Below are 18,549 nucleotides of genomic sequence, written 5' to 3'. Positions count from 1 at the left end.
TCTCACGAATCTCTCAGCGCACCCCAAGGACGTTCTCACAGAAGGATCAGCAGGCTCGGTCCCACAACGGTCACAGCTGTGTCCACAGTGGAACGGAGATGGCATGACGGTGAGCACCGCCCAGGCCACGGGGACAGTCGACATCATGATCCCCGTCTACAACGAGGAACGGGCCCTGCCCGGCTGCGTCGAGGTGCTGCACGCGTTCCTGAGCGAGCAGTTCCCCTTCGACTGGTCGATCGTCGTCGTCGACAACGCGAGCACGGACGGCACGCTGGAGGTCGCCTGGAACCTCGCCTCGCGCTACGAGCGGGTCCGCGTGCACCACCTCGACCAGAAGGGCCGCGGGCTGGCCCTGCGGGAGTCGTGGGGCGCCAGCGAGGCGGCGGTCGTCGTCTACATGGACGTCGACCTGTCCACCGGCCTGGACGGGTTGCTGCCGCTGGTCGCGCCGCTGCTCAACGGGCATTCGGACCTCGCGATCGGGTCACGGCTGGCGCCGGGGTCGCGGACCGTGCGCGGGCCTCGCCGCGAGCTGGTGTCGCGCGCCTACAACGCGTTGATCAGGCTGACGCACGGGGCGCGGTTCAGCGACGCGCAGTGCGGGTTCAAGGCGGCGCGCACCGAGGTCGTCCGGCCGTTGCTGGGACAGGCCCGCGACGAGGCGTGGTTCTTCGACACCGAACTGCTGCTCCTGGCCGAGCACAACGGGTTGCGGGTGCACGAGGTGCCCGTCGACTGGGTCGAGGACGTGGACAGCCGCGTCGACGTCGTGCGGACGGCGCTGGACGACATCAAGGGACTGGTCCGGGTCGCGCGGGCCAAGGCGAACGGGACCGCGCTGGTGACCGGGTTGCCGCAGCGGCCGTTGCCCAGGGCCATCCACCCGGACGCCGTGCTGAGCCGCAGCTCCGGTGGGCTGTCCTGGCAGGTGCTGTCGTTCGCGGTCATCGGGGTCATCTCCACGCTGGCGAACCTGGCTCTGTACGGGATCTTCCGGACGTGGTGGCCGGTGCTGGGGGCGAACCTCGCCGCGCTGGTGATCACGACGTTGTTCAACACCGAGGCGAACCGGCGCTTCACGTTCACCGCGCGCAAGGCGTCCCGCGGCAGAACACATCTCCAAGGGTTCGTGGTGTTCGGGCTCTACTACGCGTTCACCTCGGCCGCGTTGCTCGTGTTGCACGCGGTTTCCGCTTCGCCGTCGCGCACGCTCGAACTGGCGGTGCTGCTGGGTTCCTCGGCGCTGGGCACGGTGGGGCGCTTCTTCCTGTTGCGGAGCTGGGTGTTCCGCAGGACCGACCGAGAGGATGAGGGATGACCGCCACTGCTTCGGTGGCAGTTCCGGCCGGGGAACCGGTCGTGGGACAGCGTTCTCGTTGGCCCGCTTGGGGTTTGGTCTTCGTTTGTGTGCTCGCCGGCGTGCTGTACGCGTGGGCGATCTGGGGTGGGCAGGTCGGCAACTCCTACTACTCGGCCGCCGCCAAGTCGATGTCGACGTCGTTCCCGAACTTCCTGTTCGGGTCGTTCGACCCGGCCGGGGTGGTGACGGTCGACAAGCCGCCGATGGCGTTGTGGCCGCAGGCGGTTTCCGTGTGGCTGTTCGGGTTCCACGGGTGGGCGGTGTTGCTGCCGCAGGTGATCGAGGGCGTGGCGGCGGTGTTCCTGCTGCACCGGACCGTGCGGCTGTGGGCGGACGAGAGGGTGGCGTTGCTGGCGGCGTTGATCTTCGCGTTGACGCCGATCACCGTGGCGATCAACCGGGACAACAACCCGGACACGTTGCTGGTGCTGTTGCTGGTCGCGGCCGCTTATGCGTTCACGCGGTCCGTTCAGTCGGTGGAGGCACGTCCTCGCACGAAGTGGTTGCTGTGGTGTGCTTTCTTCGTCGGGTGCGGGTTCCTGACGAAGATGTTGCAGGCCTGGATCGTGGTGCCCGCGTTCGGTCTGGCCTACCTGGTGGGGACGTCCGGGGCGTGGCGGCGGAAGGTGCTGGACCTGGTCGCGGCGGCCGGGGTGCTGGTGGTGTCGTCGTTCTGGTGGGTGGCGCTGCACGCGTTCTGGCCGGGGTCGAAGCCCTACATCGGTGGGAGCACGGATGGCGGGGCCTGGGACCTGATCATCGGGTACAACGGGCTGGGCCGGGTGTTCGGCGGCAGTGGGAACCGGGGTGGTGGACCGCCTTCAGGGATGCCGTCCGGTGCCGCACCCACCGGCCAGGGCCCTGTGGAGCTCTTCGGTCCCGGCGGTGGCGCGATGTTCGGCGGCCAACCCGGCGCCGCGCGCATGTTCGACGCCTCCGTCGGCGGCCAGATCTCCTGGCTGCTGCCGCTCAGCCTGATGGTGCTGGTCGTCGTGGCGGTCGCGGGCGTGCTGCGGTGGCGGCGCGGCGTTCCCGGCGTGCCGGCCGAACGCGCGAGCTGGTTCATGTGGGGCGGCTGGTTGCTGGTCACGGCGGTGGTGTTCAGCTTCGCCCAGGGCATCTTCCACCCGTACTACACGACGATGCTGGCTCCCGCGATCGCCGCGCTGAGCGCCGCCGGGCTGATGATGTTCTGGCGGGCCAGGAGTTTCGTGCGGTTCCTGCTGCCGTTGGCGGTGGCGTTGACGGCCGGGTGGGCGTTCGTCGTGGTCTCGCGCGACACGTCGTGGCACGGCTGGGTGCGGTGGGCCGTGCTCGCGGTGGCGTTCGCGGCGATCGTGGTGCTGCTGGCCGGGTTGCGCCGGACCGGACTGGTGGCGGCCGTGGTCGCCGTGTTGCTCGTGCCCGCCGTGTGGTCCACGGCGACGGCAGCGACGTCCAGCACCAACGGCGTGATGCCCGCAGCGGGGCCGACGGAACGCGGCGGTATGCAGCTTTACGCCGGCGGGCCGCCGCCTCAAGGCAGTCGGCCAGCTCGCCCGCAGATCGGGACACCGCCGGGTGGTCGTGAGCTGACCGACGAGCAACGGCGGATGCTGGCGTACGCCAAGGCGAACGGCGGTGGCGCGGAGATCACCCTCGCGGTCGCCGGGTCGGCGCAGATGGCGTCGCCGTTCATCATGGGCACCGACGAGGTCGTGATCGGCATGGGCGGGTTCTCCGGTTCGGACAACGCGCCGTCGGTCGGCCAGCTGCAGTCGTGGGTCTCCGAGGGGAAGCTCAGGTTCGTGCTCGGCATGGGAGACCGGATGGGGGCGCGCGGTCCTGACGGCCGCGGTGACAACGGCCGTCAGGAGTGGATCAACGCGCACTGCTCCGCGGTGGACCCGAGCGCCTACGGCGGGTCGTCCGGCGCGCGGCTGCTGGAGTGCCGGGCGTGACGGTCAGGGCACCAGCGCCCAGGCCTGCTGCGCGCTGGCCTTGCAGAACGCCAGCCAGCGGCTCTGCGTGGTGATCACGCCGTCGGAGCCGGCCCGGACGAGGGCTGCGGAGGAGTCCCGCTGGGTCTGCGGGCCCCAGTCGCCGTCGATGCCCGTCGAGTAGCCCCAGATGTACTGGCAGGCGGCCTGGACGAAGTACGTCTGGGTCGCCGAGCCGGTGGTGAAGCTGGAGTCGCCGCTGCCCGAGATCGCGTTGTCGATGTGGGCGTGGTTGTGGTGCTCGGCGTTGTCGAGGTACGACAGGACGTGCCGGAAGTGGTAGTGCAGGGACGCCATCGTGCCCCAGTAACGGATGCGGGCGGTGCGCAGCGCGTCGCCGGTGGAGTTCTTCCACTGGTCGTACCGGGCGTTGAAGGCGGTGAACGTCGCCCCGGTGTCGCGGTTGGTGATGAGCATGCGCGCGAGGTCGAACGCCCTGCCCTCGCCGTGCATGCCCGGCTTGTTCACGTACGCGCCGTACGAGTAGATCTTGTGCGGCGCGGTCCAGTGGTAGGGCGTCCAGTTGCGCCAGTGCACGTGCCACGCCTCCAGCCGCGCGTAGAACGCGGGCTCGTAGCGGAACGACGACGCGGCGCCGTTCACCTCGTAGAAGGTCGGCTGCGAGTTGATCTCGCTCTGGGTGACGAGGGTCGCCGCGGAGGCGTTCGTGGTGCCGAGCAGTACCGCCGCCGAGCCCGCCACTCCCGCGGCGAGCACGCTCCGGCGCGACAAAGATCCGTCCATGCCCGGCACTCTCCCTCCGGGCACGAACGCGATCCCTAGTCCTGCGACCAGTCTTCGGTCGCGCCGACCGGCTCGTCCTCACCGGCCTGCTGCCGCGCCTCCTCGAGCACGCGGCGCACCTGCTCCTCGCTCGCACCGAACATGAAGCACACGCAGCCGACGTTAGGCGCGCGTGCGGGTCCGGGCTTCTCGATTCCTGCTCGCTCTTCCGTTTTGCGAGGCCTCGTGCCCCAACTCGGGCCGAACCAGAGGCGAAATTTGCATGCGCACGCCTCCTGCGGCTCTCCGCCGTGTTGGGATTTCGCATCCGGAGAAAGGGATCACCATGACCGACCGCGGCGACCAGATCGTGAGCGTGCTGGAAGAGGCCTTCGCCGACCTCATGTCCGCCGACCCCGCCGCGTTCCGGCACAAGTTCCGCAAGATGGCGGCCGAGCCGTTCACCTTCTACCGCGGCAGCGCCTGCCTGTTCTACGCGGACATGGCGGGCCTCGCCGACGAGTGGGCGGACGACCGCACCAGCCGGGTGTGGATCCAGGGCGACCTGCACGCCCAGAACTTCGGCACCTACATGGACTCCGAAGGCACCCTGGTCTTCGACGTGAACGACTTCGACGAGGCCTACCTCGGCTCCTTCACCTGGGACCTCCGCCGCTTCGCCGCGTCCATGGCCCTGCTCGGGTGGCGCAAGGCCCTGCCCGACAGCGTGATCACCGACCTGATCACCACCTACCTGAAGTCCTACGTGGCGCAGGTCCGCTCGTTCGCGGAGCACCCGAACGACGAGCTCTTCAGCCTCGGCCTGGACAGCACGGAGGGCGCGCTGCACCGCGTCCTGCAACGGGCCCGGCTGGCCACGCGCATCGGCCTGCTCGACGAGAAGACCGCCATCGTCGACTACGAACGCCGCTTCCGCCGTGACCGCGAAGGCACCCACGAACTCTCGTCCGACGTCCTGGAAGCCGTCACCGAGGCGTTCCAGTCCTACCTGGACACCATCCCCACCGGCAAGCGCGCCTCGTCGCGCACCTACGCCGTGAAGGACATCGTCGGCCGCAGCGGCTTCGGCATCGGATCGGCCGGCCTGCACGCCTACAACATCCTGGTCGAGGGCCGCTCCCAGGCGTTGGAGAACGACGTCGTCCTCTCCATGAAGCAGGCGAACATCGCGGCGCCCAGCCGCATCGTGCCCGACCAGCGCATCCGCGACTACTTCACCGACCACGGCCACCGCACCGCCGTCAGCCAGCGGGCGCTGCAGGCCCACGCCGACCCGTGGCTCGGCCACACCCGGATCGGCGGCGTCGGCTACGTCGTCGCGGAACTGTCGCCGTACGAGGCGGACCTCGACTGGTCGGACCTCACCGAGCCCGCCGACATGCTGCCCGTCCTCGACTACCTGGGCCGCGCCACCGCCAAGATGCACTGCGTGTCCGACTCGGACTCGGCCCAGACCCTCGTCGACTTCCAGTGCGAGGAGGCGATCGCCGCCGCGATCGGCGACCGCGAGGCCGACTTCGTGGCGTCGATCGTGGAGTTCGCACTCGACTACGCCCGGCAGACCCGCGAGGACCACCGGCTGTTCGTGGACGCGTTCCGGGACGGGCGGATCAAGGGGGTCGGCGCGACCGCCTAGGCCCTGTTCTCCGACTCGCAGCCGACGAGGGTGTCGCCGTGCCGGACGACGCCCTCGCGCCCGTTGTCCGGTCAGCCGACCCGGCCGTGGTGCCGGTTCGTCCAGGCGGCGACGGCGGGCAGCACGTCGGTGATCCACTCGCGGGCGGCGGCCGTCAGCTCGTAGCGTGACGCGCGGCGGAGTACGAAGCCGTTGTCCTGCAGGCGTTCCAGCGTCATGATCACGCGCGGGCCGAGCACCGCGATCAGCTCCTCCGCCGACTTGGGGCCGTCGGAGAGGCCCACCAGGACCTGCGGGAGTTGGTCACTGCTCATCAGGTCCTGCAATGCGAGGAGGTGGTGCAGGGCGGCGGAGTCGGTGCGCTCGGCCGGGTGCGTGCTCGGGTCGTGCAGCTGGACGCGGGCGCGGCCCGCGCGCTTGGCTCGTTGCAGGGCCGCGTCGGTGTCGCGGACCAGGTCGAGCAACGAGTCCTCGGCGGTCGGCACGTGCGCCGCGACGCCGATGGACGCCGTCTGGCCGTGCAACGTCAGGTGGTGGCCGTCATTGGTGGTGACCTCGGACTGCAACGCGCGGATGCCGCGCAGGATGCGTTCGGCGACCAAGGCCGCTTCTCCGCCCGTGGTGCGCGGCAGCAGCACGAGGAACTCGTCGCCCCCGTAGCGGCACACGAGGTCCGTCGGTCGCGTGTGGGCGGTCAGGACGGCGGCGACGTCGGACAGCACCACGTCGCCCGCCGGGTGGCCGTACTCGTCGTTGATCTTCTTGAAGCGGTCGAGGTCGACCATGAGCAGCGCGACCTGTTCCCACCGGCACTGCGCGCGGCGGTACGTCCCCGGCGCCTGGTCGTCCCAGCCCCACCGGCCCAGCAGGCCCGTGAGGCGGTCAGTCGCCCACGCCCCAACGGGTTGCGCGCACGAACCGCACCGCGAGGGAGCGCTCTCGTCGTGCAGGCGCAGCGAACCGCGGTCCGCCGGCAGCCCCATCCGCACAGTCGCCACGAGTCCCCCCAGACTTCAGCTCCGACCGGCCCGATCTGCCCCTTTCAACTGAGGTGACGTCGTTCGGATCAAACGCGACACATCAGTGCAAGCGGCGGAGTGTGATCATAGAACTACGGACAGGTGGATTCAACCCCTGTGATGTCATATGATCTCTTGGTTCCACAGCAGTGGAACGATCACCGGGCCCTGAGTCGCTCCAGCGGAGGTGTGGCGTGAGGCCGTTCGCCGAGGTCCTCAACGAGCTGTGCACCAACCCGCCCGATGGCCGGGGCAAGGTCACCAACGTAGCGCTTGCCGCCGCGGTCAAGGCACGGGGTGGCGACATCGGGCACGGCTACATCTCGCAGCTGCGGCTCGGCGTGAAGGACAACCCCACCTGCCAGGCGATCGTCGACCTCGCCGGCGCGCTCGGCGTGCACCCCGCCGTGTTCCTCGATGGGCGCCGTGAGCTGCACACGAACGAAAGACCGGGTTGGCGCGCAACGGCGTTGAGCACGCTCTTCGAAGCCGTGCACCCGCCGGACCGGGGGCCGTGGTCGCCGGAGGAGGTCGCCGCCGCGATCAGCTCGTCCGGTCAGTTCGGCAGCATCTCGGCGAGCTACATCCGTGAATTGTTGAGCAATACGAGTGACAATCCGCGACTGAAGCACATTCTGGGACTCGCGGATCACTTCGGCGCCGACCCCGCGTACTTCTTCGACGACGACCTCGCGGCGAAAGTAGATTCGGAGCTGACGGATTTCCTCGCCCTGCGCGAACTCGGCGTCGTCGAATTCGTCACCCGGCTGGCCGAACGCACGGGCGATCTGTCCCCACAGGCGAGGGCCGCTGCGGTAGAAGGATTCCGGCAGGCTTTGGAAGGCGGCGAGGGGTGGTCGTTCCCGCTGAACAGCCGCCGCACATCCGCGGACCACACTTGATGACGACGACGGCGTGAAGATCTCGGCCTGGACCGCTGCAGACGACATCGAGAGGAGGCGACGGGTGAACCGCAGGAAGCTGCGCAAGCTGGTCGACGAGGTCGCCCGCGACCTCGACCTGCCGCCCGACGCCACGCACCAGGAGGCGAGCCGCCGCGTCTGCGAGCTGATGAGCGAACGGCTGGGGCGCCGCGTCGACGTCCGGTTCGCCGCCATCACGAACGCCGTCTGCCTGAGCGGCGCGACCGCGTTGCTGGAGAACGGCACCTATCTCGTCATCTGCGCCGACTCGCCGTCGTGGTACCACCGCCTGCACGTGCTGCTGCACGAGTTCGCGCACGTGCTGCTGAAGCACCAACCCGTTGCGCTGACCCGGGACGAGGGCATGCGCCGGCTCGCGCCGAGCCTGCTGCCGAGGATGGCGAAGATCATCGCCGGCCGGACGACGCTGACCGAGGACGAGGAGCGCGAGGCCGAGAACCTCGCCGACCACCTGCTGGAAAGGCTGACCGAACACCGGGTGTGGGCCGACACGGCCGCCACCGAGGAACCCGCGCACGTGCGGCGGGTGGCCGAGTCGCTCGAGGGAAGATCTCGCTGGGTGCGTCGTGGCGATCTTTAACCTGATCTACCTCTCGTGCGGCCTCGTCGGCCTGCTCCTCCTCGCGTACAAGATCCGCGCACTGCGGTCGAGCTGGGGCAGCCCCCGTGTCGTCGCGTTGATCTCGACCGTGTTCTTCTCGGCGTTCGCCGTGCTGTTCGCGGCGCCCGCCAACATCACCTGGATCAACTGGGCCTCCGGCGTGCCGAACTTCGCCGCGCTGCTCGTCTACAGCCTCGTCGTGTGCTTCGCGGGGGCCGCGTTCGCACTGGTGCTGTACTGGCGCTACCCGGCGGCCCAGGCGTGGCAACGGGTCCGGCTGATCGTCGTCAGCTACGCCACCATCGTCGCGGCGATGATCGTGCTGTTCTTCAAGTCCGAGGTCGACGAGGAACGCCAGATCGACTTCGACACGTTCTACGCGACGCAGCCGACGATCGCGGTGTTCCTGTTCATCTACCTCGTGGCGACGATGGTCGGCTGCGGCGGGCAGGCGTACCACTGCTGGCAGGGCTCGCGCGATCCGGCGATCTCCGCCCGGCCGTGGCTGCGGCTCGGGCTGCGCTGGTACTGCGCGGCGGCGTTGTTCCCGATGGCGTTCGCGGTCATCAAGCTGTTCGTGCTGCTGATGGACTGGGCGGGCGAGCGCAGCTTCGACGTGCTGAGCACCACCGCGCCGTTGATGGCGTCGCTGTCGATGATCCCGCTGGTGATCGCGATGGCGTTGCCTGTCTTCGGCCCGCGCCGCCCCTCGCCGTCGCTGTGGCTGCGGCGCTGGCGCACGTACTTCGCGCTGCGGCCGTTGCACCGCGCGCTGGTGCACGTGAACCCCGGCATCGTGCTGGTGGCGCCGGGCAAGTTCCTCAACCCGCACCACCGCGTGCGGCGGCAGATCATCGAGCTGAACGACTGGCGCTGGGCGCTGACCCCGTACTTCGACCTGAGCGTCGGCGAGGCGGCAGGTTCGCTGGCGCGTGAGGCCGCGCTGGCGAAGGACGAGGTGGCCGCCGTGGTGGAGGCCGCCCAGTTGCGCGCCGCGGGTTCGTCGGGTCGTTCGAAGCCCGCGAAGCGCCGTCCCGCCTCGGAGATCGTCGACGGCACCGACCTCGCCACCGAGCACGACAGGTGGGTGCGCATCTCGCGGGCCTACCACCACTCGCCGATCGTGGACGCCGCCGTCGCCGACGCGGCACGGGTGGCAGCAGCAGGGGGAATGGATTAGATGGCACCGACACACGCCGTGGTCCTCGGCGGCGGGCTCTCCGGCATGCTCGCGGCGTCCGTCCTCGTGCGGCACTTCGACGAGGTCACCGTGGTGGAGCGGGACAAGCTGCCGGACGGGCCCTCGTCGCGGTCCGGCGTTCCGCAGGCACGGCACGCGCACCTGCTGATGTCCGGTGGCGCGCGGGCGATCGAGTCGGTGCTGCCCGGCACGCTGGACGCGCTGTTCGCCGCCGGCGCGCACCGGATCGGGGTGCCCAACGACCTGGTGTCGCTGAGCGCGCAGGGATGGGTGCCGCGGTTCCCCGAGATGCAGTTCATCGTGTCGTGCAGCCGCGGGCTGCTGGACTGGGTGGTGCGTTCCCAGGCGTTGCGGGACGACCGGATCTCGGTGCTGACCGGCACCGAACCGGTGTCGCTGCTGGGATCTGCCTCCGGCGTGACCGGGGTGGTGGTCGAGGACCGCATCTCGGGTGGGCGGACCTCGCTGGAGGCCGACCTGGTGCTGGACGCCTGCGGGCGCGGCTCCCGGCTGCCCGCGTGGCTGGTCTCCTTGGGGCTGCCCGAGGTGCACTCGGAGAACGTCGACTCCGGTCTCGCCTACGCCACGCGGATCTTCCGCGCGCCCCCGACCGCCGCGTCCGGGTTCCCCATCGTCAACGTGCAGGCGAACCCCCGCGACCCGCATCCCGGCTGCACCGCCACGCTGCTGCCGATCGAGGACGGGCGGTGGCTGGTCACGTTGTCCGGCACGCGCGGCGGCGAGCCCACGACCGCGGAGTCGGAGTTCGTCTCGTTCGCCCGCTCGGTGCGCAACCCGGTCGTCGGCGACCTGATCGCCGACGCCGAGCCGCTGTCGCCGGTGTACGGGTCGCACAGCACCGCGAACCGGCGGATGTTCTTCGAGCGCTTGAAGTCGTGGCCCGCCGGGCTGCTGGCGCTGGGTGACTCGGTCGCCACCTACAACCCCGTCTACGGGCACGGGATGTCGATCGCGGCGCAGAGCGCTCTGGTGCTGGACGCCGGGCTGGCGCGGGGGCGGTCCGCGCACCAGATCCAGCGCGGCATCGGCAAGGTCGTGGACGGGGCCTGGGCCATGGCCACCAACCAGGACATCCTGTATCCGGGGGCGGTCGGCAAGCCGTTGCCGCTGGCGGGGCGGGTGTTGCAGCGGTACGTGGACCGGCTGGTGCGCACGGCGACCACCGAGGTGGCGGTGACGCGGGCGTTCCTGGACGCGTTCACGCTGTCGGCGCCGATGGCGAACCTGGTGAGCCCCAAGGTGTTGTGGGCGACGCTGCGCGGGCCTCGGTCGGCCTCGCCGGAGCCGACGCTGACCGAGGACGAGCGGGAACGGGTGACCGGCTGATGAACGGCCGGGCGGTGCGCGCTCTGGGGTGAGGCGGTCGGGCTGGGGCGGTGGGGCTGGGGCGGTGGGGCTGGGGCGGTGGGGCTGGGGCGGTGGGGCTGGGGCGGTGGGGCTGGGGCGGTGGGGCTGGGGCGGTGGGGCTGGGGCGGTGGGGCCGACTTGAGGCGGAACTGGTTGGCGGCCAAGCGGATCGGCAGCAGGGCCGGTCTGCAGGCGGGACGGCCGGTGGCCGGCTGCGAGCGGGCGGGCCGGGGCAGGCGGGCCGGGCGGGCCGGGGCTGGCTGCGGGCGGGCTGGCTGGCTGCGGGCGAGGCTGGCCGAGCGGGCCGGGGCGGGCTGGCTGTGGGCTGGCCGGGCGGGCGGGCGGGCGGGCCGAGGTTGGCTGGCTGGAGGGCTGGCTGGCTGCGGGCGGGCTGGCTGCGGGCGAGGCTGGCCGAGCGGGCCGGGGCGGGCTGGCTGTGGGCTGGCCGGGCGGGCGGGCGGGCGGGCGGGCCGAGGTTGGCTGGCTGGAGGGCTGGCTGGCTGCGGGCGGGCTGGCTGCGGGCGAGGCTTGCCGGCGCAGGCTGGCGCAGGGGTCCCCTTGGATTCAGGCTCCCCCGCGACCCAACGTACCGAGGGGGTCTGACAGTCCGGCCGGGCGAGACGGGCAGGCCGGTGGCGTCGGCAAGCGCGGAGGCCGCCCGTCGCCGACGGCCCTCGCCTCACCCGGCACCACCCTCCGGCACCACCCTCCGGCACCACCCGGCCCGGCACCACCCGGCCCGGCACCACCCGCCGATGCCACCCGGCCCGGCACCACCTGCGCGGTCACGTCTGCGGGGTGAAGACCGCGCTCTGCACGTAGTTCATCGCCTCGGCGAACGCCGGGTCGGCCATCCGCGCCGTCATCTCCTCCGGGGTGGGCGCGGCGACCCGCTGGTGCACCCACCACAGGTTGCCGTACGGGTCGGCGAAGCGGCTGACCCTGTCGCCCCAGAACAGTTCGGTGGGCTCGGTGACGACCCTGGCGCCCAGTTTCACGGCTCGGCGCAGGGTTTCGGCGTCGTCTGCCACGTAGAGGCGCAGGAAGCCCGGGGTGGGGGTCCAGTCCGGCTTGTCGAAGAGCATCACCACCGAGTCGCCTATGCGGACCTCGGCGTGGCCGATGTTCGGGGCCTCGCCGACGCGGCCCAGGTCGGTGGCGTCGAAGACCTCGACGATGAAGTCGATCAGGTCCGCGGTCTGGCCCCGGCTGATCAGCCACGGCGTCACGGTGTGGTAGCCCTCGGGCACGACGTCCATGCGGTCTCTTCCCTTCGGAGTTCGTCAGGACGACCGTAGGGCGCAGATAGGACCATTTCGGTCCTAGTTCGTGCTTAGGGTGGCGACCATGAGTGATGCGGCTCGGTTGTTGCGGCTGCTGTCCCTGTTGCAGACGCCTCGGGAGTGGCCTGGCAGCGAGCTGGCCGAGCGGCTCGGGGTCACCGGCAGGACCGTGCGGCGCGACGTCGAACGGTTGCGGGACCTCGGGTATCCCGTCGAGGCCAGCATGGGCGTGCTCGGCGGGTACCGGCTCGTGGCCGGGACCGCCATGCCGCCGTTGCTGCTCGACGACGAAGAGGCCGTGGCCATCGCCGTGGGGTTGCGGACGGCCGCGCGGCAGCCCGTGGCGGGCATCGCCGAGGCCTCACTGCGCGCGTTGGCGAAGTTGCAGCAGGTGCTGCCGCCTCGGCTCGGCAGGCGGGTCTCGGCGCTCACGACGGCCACGGCGGCGGCCGAGGCGTCGTTCGCCACGCTGGTCGACCCCGGGCAGCTCACCGTGATCGCCGGTGCCACCACCGCGCGCGAACGCGTGCGGTTCGCGTACGTGACCAATGAGAGCGCGGTCTCCAAGCGGCACGTGGAGCCTGTTCAGTTGGTAGCGCTCGGCCGGCGCTGGTACCTCCTCGCCTTCGACGTGGAACGGGACGACTGGCGGATCTTCCGGCTGGACCGCGTGTCCGAGGCGGTCGCCACCGGGGCGCGCTTCTCCCCTCGCGTGCCGCCGGGCGGGGACGCGACGGAGTTCGTGACGCGCAAGATGTACGACTCGGCGCCCACCTACCGGGCGCACGCGACCCTGCGGCTGCCCGCGGACCTCGCGCGGGCCCGGCTGGCGGACTTCGCCGGGGACATCACCCCCGCAGGCGACGACTCGTGCACCTGGCACAGCGTCGAGGACACGATCGACTACCTCGCGTTCCGCCTGACCTTGCTGGGCTGCGACTTCGAGGTGCACGGACCCGGCGAACTGGTCGAGCACCTGCGCGGCCTGGGCGGGCGGATCACCCGCTCAGTCCGGTGATGCCCTGATCCCCAGCACCGGCTGCCCTCCCCGCACGCCGCAGTAAGAGCGATCCCACGGCCAGCGGCCCTCCTCGTCCGCGTGCACGAGCTGCAACGCCGAGATGCCCTCGCCGTACAACCGCGCCGACACCAGCAGATGCGCCCACGGCCGTGCGACGTGCACGACCTCCAGCAACCGGCCGCCCACGGTGAAGCGATCTCCCGGCGACGGCAGGCACGCGCGCACCACGTGGTCCGCCGCCGAGTCGAGCAGACGCCCCGCCTCCAGCACGGGCAGGCCCGTCACGACGAGCTCCGGCAGGCCGTGCGGGCTCAGGCCCACCGTGTAGGCCCACGGTGGATGGGCTCTGTCCCGTTCCACGGCCTGCACGGCCCACCCCCGCGCGTCGATGCAGCGGCGCAGGGTGGCCAGGTGTTCTTCCATGCGGTCGGCGGGGTGGTCGCAGTCCCAGCACATCGCGGTCTCCTCGGATCGGTGGTGGATCCAGTGTGCCGAGGAGCACCGACAAGATCGTTTGGGCAGTTCGTTGACAGAAAGTGGACAAACGATCTGTGGGCCGTCTGGATCGTTAATCTGCGACGCACGGAGGATCGTGCATGCGCCAACGAACGCGTCCCACCGCGGCCGTCGCGGCCGCGGCCGTGTCCACCCGCCGGTCCTCCCGATCGGACGGAGACATGGGCGAAATAGGACCCGGTAATGCGCCACGGCCCACAATGGACGCCAGGGGCTGCGGGGCCTGAATGCACTTCGAACCCGGCACCCCGCTCGCGGACGCGGTCAAGGCCGCCAGGTCCGCGGCACTGCGCGGCAACGTGCTCGGCGTCGACCTCGCCTACCGCCGGGCCGCGACGATCAGCCCGCTCGTCGCGCACGACCACTGCGCCACCCTGCTGAACCTCGGCGCGGTGGCCAAGGCCGCGCAACGCTGCGACGAGTACCTGAGCCGCACCAAGGACACCACCCTGCGCATCCTGCGCACCCAGATCCGCAGTGCCGCAACGGATCACACCGCCGCCGAGCGGGACGTCCGCGAGCTGCGCAAGCTCAAGCTCACCGAACTGGAGCAGGCGAGGCTCGCCCGCGTCGCCGCGCTGGCCGCCGCCGACCGCTACGACTACCCCACCGCGGAGAGCGAGCTCGACGCCGCCGAACGCCACTTCCGCCGCGCCGGACGCCCGGAGCACCTCGAACACCTCGCCCGGGACCGGGTCCTGCTCGACGTCCGCAGGGGCACCCGCGTCGCGAAGATCACCACGACCCCGCCCAGCAGTCCGGCCGAGTTCCTGCAACGGGCCACCGCGCTGCGCCGCGAGGTCCGCTACGACGAGGCGCTGGCGTTGATGACGAGGTGCGCCACCAGCTACCAGGTCGAACCCGCGCTGAGGTTCGCCGTCCTCTTCGAGCTGACCGTCCTGCTCGTGCTGACCCGGCAGGCGGGTGCGGCCCGCCGGCTCTTCCCGCTGCTCGTCGCCGCGGCGGGCCCTGACGTGCTCTCCCGGCTCCCCGACGCCACCCAGACGCTGCGGCCGGAACGCAGGCTCACCCACGTGCGCCGCCTGATCGCCGACGACGAGCTGCTGAAGGCGGAAGGCCTGCTGGGCGAAGGGAACTCGCCGCTGTGGCACCTCACCGCCGCCGAGCTCGCCTACGCGCGGGGAGAGCTCGAACAGGCCGCCGAGCACTTCGAGGTCGCCAGCAGGTCGGGCCACGCCGATCTCACCGCGCTCGCCCTGCGCAAGCTCGGCGACACCTTCGCCGACGCGGGCCACGAGGCGCTGGCGACCCGGCACTGGGCCGAGTCGCAGCGGGTCGAGGAGAGCCTCGCCGACCACCGCGACAGCGCCAGCGTCAAGCTCAGGATGCTGCGCACCGCCCCCGACGTGCGCGACGGCCGGGTGCGCGCGGCTGCCCGGCGCGTGCACCGCGAGGGCGCGAAGGCGTTGCCGGGCCTGGTGGTCGCCATCGAGGCCGCGCGGGGCACGGCGGTGTTCGACCACCGCGACCTGCCGGGGTTCGCGGACCTCAAGGCCTCCCGGCGCTGGCTCGCGCGCGCCACCAGGCAGCTGCCGGGGGACCAGGTCGTGTGGATGATGCACGCGACCCCGGACCGGCTGCACCACGTGCTGGTGAAGGGCCGCCGGATCACGCACCTCACCCGGGACGTCCACATCGGCGACCTCACCGACACGATCCGCCGCATCAAGGCCTGGAAGCCCCGCTACGACCCGGCGGTCCTCAGCGCGCTGCTGCGGGAGCTCAGCCGCCAGCTCGGACTGGACGAGGTCGTCAAAGCCCTGCCTCCCAACGCGACCAGGGTCGTCGTGACGACGGACGGCCTGCTCGCGGACGTCCCGCTGACGGGCCTGCCGGTCGCCGGCACGCACCTCGGCCGGGTCCTCGCGTTGTCATGCCTGCCGAACCTCTCCGCGCTGCGCCCGTTGCACCGCCGCTCCCACGGGCAACGCGGCGACCAGACCGAGATCGTCGGGAAAGCCGAGGAGCTGCAACGGACTTTGGACGAACGCCGCTGCCAGCGCCTCCGCGTGCACGCCCACGGCATGCACGACCGGATGAACCCCGACCTGTCGTGGCTCCAGTTCGCCGACGAACAGGTGTCCGTGGAAGCGTTGGCGAAGCTGGACTTCCGCGCCGTCGGCACGGTCGTGCTGGGCGCCGCGGACACCGGTTTCGTGCACGCGGCCATCACCGCCGGCACGTCGGCGGTCCTCGCCGCCCGCTGGCAACCGGCGGCCGACGCGCAACGCAAGGTGCTCGACGCGTTCGACCACCACCTGGCCAGGTTCCCGAGAGACATCGCTCTGCAGCACGCGCTGAAGGAAGTCGCCGACCGGCACCCGGCCGACTGGGCGTGCTGGTCCCTGCACGGCGACGCGGGCGTTCAGACCTCAGCGGGCCCGCTGCGCAGAAGACTCAGGAAGGACGGAGACCCCGTGCCGCTCGAAACCCGCCCCAAGGTGTTCCTGTCGTTCGCCGGGAAGGACCGCGCGCAAGCAGAGCAGCTGCGCGCCGAGCTGGAGGCGCGCAACGTCAACGCCTACCTGGACGAGAACGAGGCCGCGGCCGGCGACGACGCGACGGCCGCGATCGACGAGGCACTGGCGACCTCGGACTACTACGTGCTGCTGTGGTCGGAGAACACCCCGCAGCGCGAGTGGGTCGCGGCGGAGTGGACGGCGGCGTTCAACCTGGAGATGACCCGCCGCAGGGCGTTCCTGTTCATCGTGCGGCTGGACGAGGAACCGCTGCCCCCGTTGCTCGCGCCGCGCAAGCACATCGACCTGGTGGACGCGGCCGACCGGCTGGTCGCGACCTGGCGGGCCGACCGCAAGTCCGAGCTTCCCGTGTTCCCGCAACCGGTCCCGCCGACGCCGGACGGCCCGACGGTCGCGATCTCCGTGCGCAGCCACGACCTCGGCACCACGCACATCGTCATGACCCCGTTGCACCTCACCGGCGCCGGGCTGTACCGGTCGGTGTTCGAGGCGATGCAGCTGCCGACCGAGCAGGTCACGTTCGACGGCACGATCGGCATGCGCTTCACCTACGAGCTGTACCAGCAGAACGAACCGATCCCGGACGACCAGTCCACCGTGGAGCTGGCCTCGGACCTGGTGGACATCGCCGTCCGGGTCGAGTCGTTCAAGCAGGACAAGGAGACCGACGACGGGTTGGACGTCGACCAGCAACGGATGCTGCTGGTCGCCGCCTTCCGCCACCTGCTCCCCTGATCGGGTGAATTGGTCGACCGCTCTCAGCTTTCGAAGTCTTCAACGCCTGTCATCGGTGAAGGCCGCCTCACGGCGGTGAACGATGGACGCGGGCGCTGAAGGGAGGGCCGTTGAGCACACCGGACCAGGGCTTCACCGAGTTCTTCCGGAACTGCCTGCCCGTGGTGACGCGGACGTTGACGGCCCTGAGCGGTGACTCGCGCGTGGTCGAGGACATCGCCCAGGACGCGATGGTGATCGCACGGCACCGATGGCACGACATCCACGCGTACGACAAACCCGAGGCTTGGGTGCTCAAAGTCGCGATACGGCTACTCAGGCGATGGCAGCAGCGCGACCGCGAAACACCGGTCGCCGCGCTGCCCGACGTCGCGGAGCCGTCTGACGAGGTCGAGGCGCTGCACGCCGCGTTGCGCGAACTCTCGCCCAGGCACCGCGAGACCGTCGCGTTGCACCACCTGCTGGGCTACTCGGTCAGCGAGATCGCCGCCGTGCTGACCGTCGGCGAGTCGACCGTGCGCACGCACCTCACCCGCGGCCGGGCCGAGTTGCGGCGCATCCTCGGAGGCAGTGATGAGTGACCTGCTGGACGGCTTCGAGCTCGACGAGGCCGTCGAACGCCAGTACCACCTGGGTGCCGAAGCCGAACGGGCCGGACGTCTGCGGGACGCCGCCGTGCACTTCCGGGTCGCCGCCGACCAACGCCTCGGCGATGGCGCGGTCCGGCTGGCCCGCGTGCTGTTCGCGCTGGGCGAGGAGACCGAGGCCCGCGAGTGGTGCCGGGCCGCCGTGGCGGACGGCTTCCAGGAGGCCGCCGAGCTGGCCGAGGAGAACTCGTTGGCACGGCAGCGTTTCCTGGAACACGCGGCCCGGATCATGGTCGGCGCGCCCACCTTCGACTGGGTGCCGTCCGGTGTGCCGGCGGTCCGTCTGTCCCCGCCAGCGATCTCCGCGCGCACGGCGGCGTTGCGCGCGTTGGACGAACGCTACGGCGGAATCGCCTGCCACAGCGCGGTTCTGGAGCACCTGGCCGCCGTCGAACCGATGGTCGTCGTCGGCGACCCTCCCACGTGGACCGCCGTGGCCGAGGTCTGCGAGCTGGCGGGCTGGACGGCGTTCGACAGCGGCCTGCCCGGCACCGCCCTGCCCCACTTCGCGCACGCGCTGACGTTGGCCCGCCAGGCCGAGAACGAGGCGCTGATCGCCTCCGTCCTCACCCGAGCGGGCCGGATGTTCCTGCACCACAACGCACCTGACGACGCCTACCGGGCGTTCCAACTGGGTCTCGTGGCCGCGCACAACGCCTGGGCGGACCGCAGAACCCTGGACGACCCACCGACCGCCATCCCGTCGCTCACCACAAAGCTCGGCACGTATGGCGAAGGGCGAGCCCGCACCCTGACCCTGATCGCCCTGGCCCGCAACCACCTGGCGCTGGGCGACCTCGCACTCGCCACCGACTTCGCGGCCCAGGCAGTCGACGCGGGCAGGAATCTCCGTTCGACGCGCGCAGACGACCACCTCGGCTGGCTGGCAGCGGAAGCCCGCGCAGCAGGCGCATCGGTGCTGGCAGAACAGCTTTCGGCCCGCCAGGTGCACTCGAGCTGACGCCGTTCACCCGATCCGGGCCGATACACG

The 18,549-nt window shown here is 71.0% G+C and carries 15 protein-coding genes; 11 read left to right on the top strand and 4 right to left on the bottom strand.

Annotated features, from left to right (window positions below; all coding sequences use genetic code 11):
- Nucleotides 1-103 precede the first annotated feature (103 nt).
- On the top strand, nucleotides 104-1,321 hold the full coding sequence (locus ACQEU1_RS32720) for a glycosyltransferase (RefSeq protein WP_433210042.1): 1,218 nt from the start codon (nucleotides 104-106) through the stop codon (nucleotides 1,319-1,321).
- A gap of 74 nt (nucleotides 1,322-1,395) precedes the next feature.
- Nucleotides 1,396-3,303 carry an ArnT family glycosyltransferase gene (locus tag ACQEU1_RS32715; RefSeq protein WP_433210040.1) on the top strand — a complete coding sequence of 636 codons (1,908 nt, stop codon included), beginning with the start codon at nucleotides 1,396-1,398 and terminating at the stop codon, nucleotides 3,301-3,303.
- A gap of 3 nt (nucleotides 3,304-3,306) precedes the next feature.
- Here the strand turns inward: ACQEU1_RS32715 and ACQEU1_RS32710 are convergent, their stop codons facing one another.
- On the bottom strand, nucleotides 3,307-4,086 hold the full coding sequence (locus ACQEU1_RS32710) for a hypothetical protein (protein ID WP_433210038.1): 780 nt from the start codon (nucleotides 4,084-4,086) through the stop codon (nucleotides 3,307-3,309).
- 325 nt (nucleotides 4,087-4,411) lie between these two features.
- Between ACQEU1_RS32710 and ACQEU1_RS32705 the strand changes: the two genes are divergently transcribed.
- The gene (locus tag ACQEU1_RS32705; protein WP_433210036.1) at nucleotides 4,412-5,722 is read left to right on the top strand and encodes a DUF2252 domain-containing protein; all 1,311 of its coding nucleotides are present in this window, start codon (nucleotides 4,412-4,414) and stop codon (nucleotides 5,720-5,722) included.
- Between the two features lie 71 nt (nucleotides 5,723-5,793).
- Here ACQEU1_RS32705 and ACQEU1_RS32700 read toward each other — a convergent pair whose 3' ends face one another.
- Nucleotides 5,794-6,720 carry a diguanylate cyclase gene (locus ACQEU1_RS32700; protein ID WP_433210034.1) on the bottom strand — a complete coding sequence of 309 codons (927 nt, stop codon included), beginning with the start codon at nucleotides 6,718-6,720 and terminating at the stop codon, nucleotides 5,794-5,796.
- A 215-nt stretch (nucleotides 6,721-6,935) separates the two neighbouring features.
- On the opposite strand from ACQEU1_RS32700, the gene ACQEU1_RS32695 reads away from it, so the two are divergent.
- From ACQEU1_RS32695 to ACQEU1_RS32680, 4 genes are all read left to right on the top strand, one after another.
- A complete protein-coding gene (locus tag ACQEU1_RS32695) occupies nucleotides 6,936-7,643 on the top strand; it encodes a hypothetical protein (RefSeq protein WP_433210032.1) in 708 nt (235 codons plus the stop codon).
- A gap of 64 nt (nucleotides 7,644-7,707) precedes the next feature.
- Entirely contained in the window at nucleotides 7,708-8,265 is a 558-nt protein-coding gene (locus ACQEU1_RS32690) for a hypothetical protein (protein WP_433210030.1), read from the top strand.
- The gene (locus ACQEU1_RS32685) at nucleotides 8,252-9,466 is read left to right on the top strand and encodes an MAB_1171c family putative transporter (RefSeq protein ID WP_433210028.1); all 1,215 of its coding nucleotides are present in this window, start codon (nucleotides 8,252-8,254) and stop codon (nucleotides 9,464-9,466) included. Before ACQEU1_RS32690 ends, ACQEU1_RS32685 begins: the two co-directional genes overlap by 14 nt.
- Nucleotides 9,467-10,834 carry an NAD(P)/FAD-dependent oxidoreductase gene (locus tag ACQEU1_RS32680; protein WP_433210026.1) on the top strand — a complete coding sequence of 456 codons (1,368 nt, stop codon included), beginning with the start codon at nucleotides 9,467-9,469 and terminating at the stop codon, nucleotides 10,832-10,834.
- 806 nt (nucleotides 10,835-11,640) lie between these two features.
- On the opposite strand, the gene ACQEU1_RS32675 is transcribed toward ACQEU1_RS32680, so the two are convergent.
- Nucleotides 11,641-12,114: a VOC family protein gene (locus ACQEU1_RS32675; protein ID WP_433210024.1), complete on the bottom strand. Its 474-nt coding sequence runs from the start codon at nucleotides 12,112-12,114 to the stop codon at nucleotides 11,641-11,643.
- Nucleotides 12,115-12,202: 88 nt separating this feature from the next.
- On the opposite strand from ACQEU1_RS32675, the gene ACQEU1_RS32670 reads away from it, so the two are divergent.
- A complete protein-coding gene (locus ACQEU1_RS32670; protein ID WP_433210022.1) occupies nucleotides 12,203-13,156 on the top strand; it encodes a helix-turn-helix transcriptional regulator in 954 nt (317 codons plus the stop codon).
- Here ACQEU1_RS32670 and ACQEU1_RS32665 read toward each other — a convergent pair.
- Nucleotides 13,145-13,615, bottom strand: a complete 471-nt coding sequence (locus tag ACQEU1_RS32665; protein ID WP_433210020.1) for a DUF4262 domain-containing protein — start codon at nucleotides 13,613-13,615, stop codon at nucleotides 13,145-13,147. The genes ACQEU1_RS32670 and ACQEU1_RS32665 overlap by 12 nt on opposite strands.
- A 287-nt stretch (nucleotides 13,616-13,902) precedes the next feature.
- Between ACQEU1_RS32665 and ACQEU1_RS32660 the strand changes: the two genes are divergently transcribed.
- The 3 genes from ACQEU1_RS32660 (at nucleotide 13,903) to ACQEU1_RS32650 (ending at nucleotide 18,519) form a co-directional block, all read left to right on the top strand.
- The gene (locus ACQEU1_RS32660) at nucleotides 13,903-16,911 is read left to right on the top strand and encodes a TIR domain-containing protein (RefSeq protein ID WP_433210018.1); all 3,009 of its coding nucleotides are present in this window, start codon (nucleotides 13,903-13,905) and stop codon (nucleotides 16,909-16,911) included.
- Nucleotides 16,912-17,021: 110 nt separating this feature from the next.
- On the top strand, nucleotides 17,022-17,492 hold the full coding sequence (locus ACQEU1_RS32655; RefSeq protein WP_433210016.1) for a sigma-70 family RNA polymerase sigma factor: 471 nt from the start codon (nucleotides 17,022-17,024) through the stop codon (nucleotides 17,490-17,492).
- Complete coding sequence (locus ACQEU1_RS32650) at nucleotides 17,485-18,519, top strand: hypothetical protein (protein WP_433210014.1); 1,035 nt, start codon at nucleotides 17,485-17,487, stop codon at nucleotides 18,517-18,519. The genes ACQEU1_RS32655 and ACQEU1_RS32650 overlap by 8 nt, the downstream gene beginning before the upstream one ends.
- Nucleotides 18,520-18,549: the final 30 nt, after the last annotated feature.

The sequence above is a fragment of the Lentzea sp. CA-135723 genome (assembly GCF_050936595.1).
Classification (GTDB): Bacteria; Actinomycetota; Actinomycetes; order Mycobacteriales; family Pseudonocardiaceae; genus Lentzea.
Note: the sequence above shows the minus strand (reverse complement) of the source record. Positions and strands in the feature narration are given on the sequence as shown.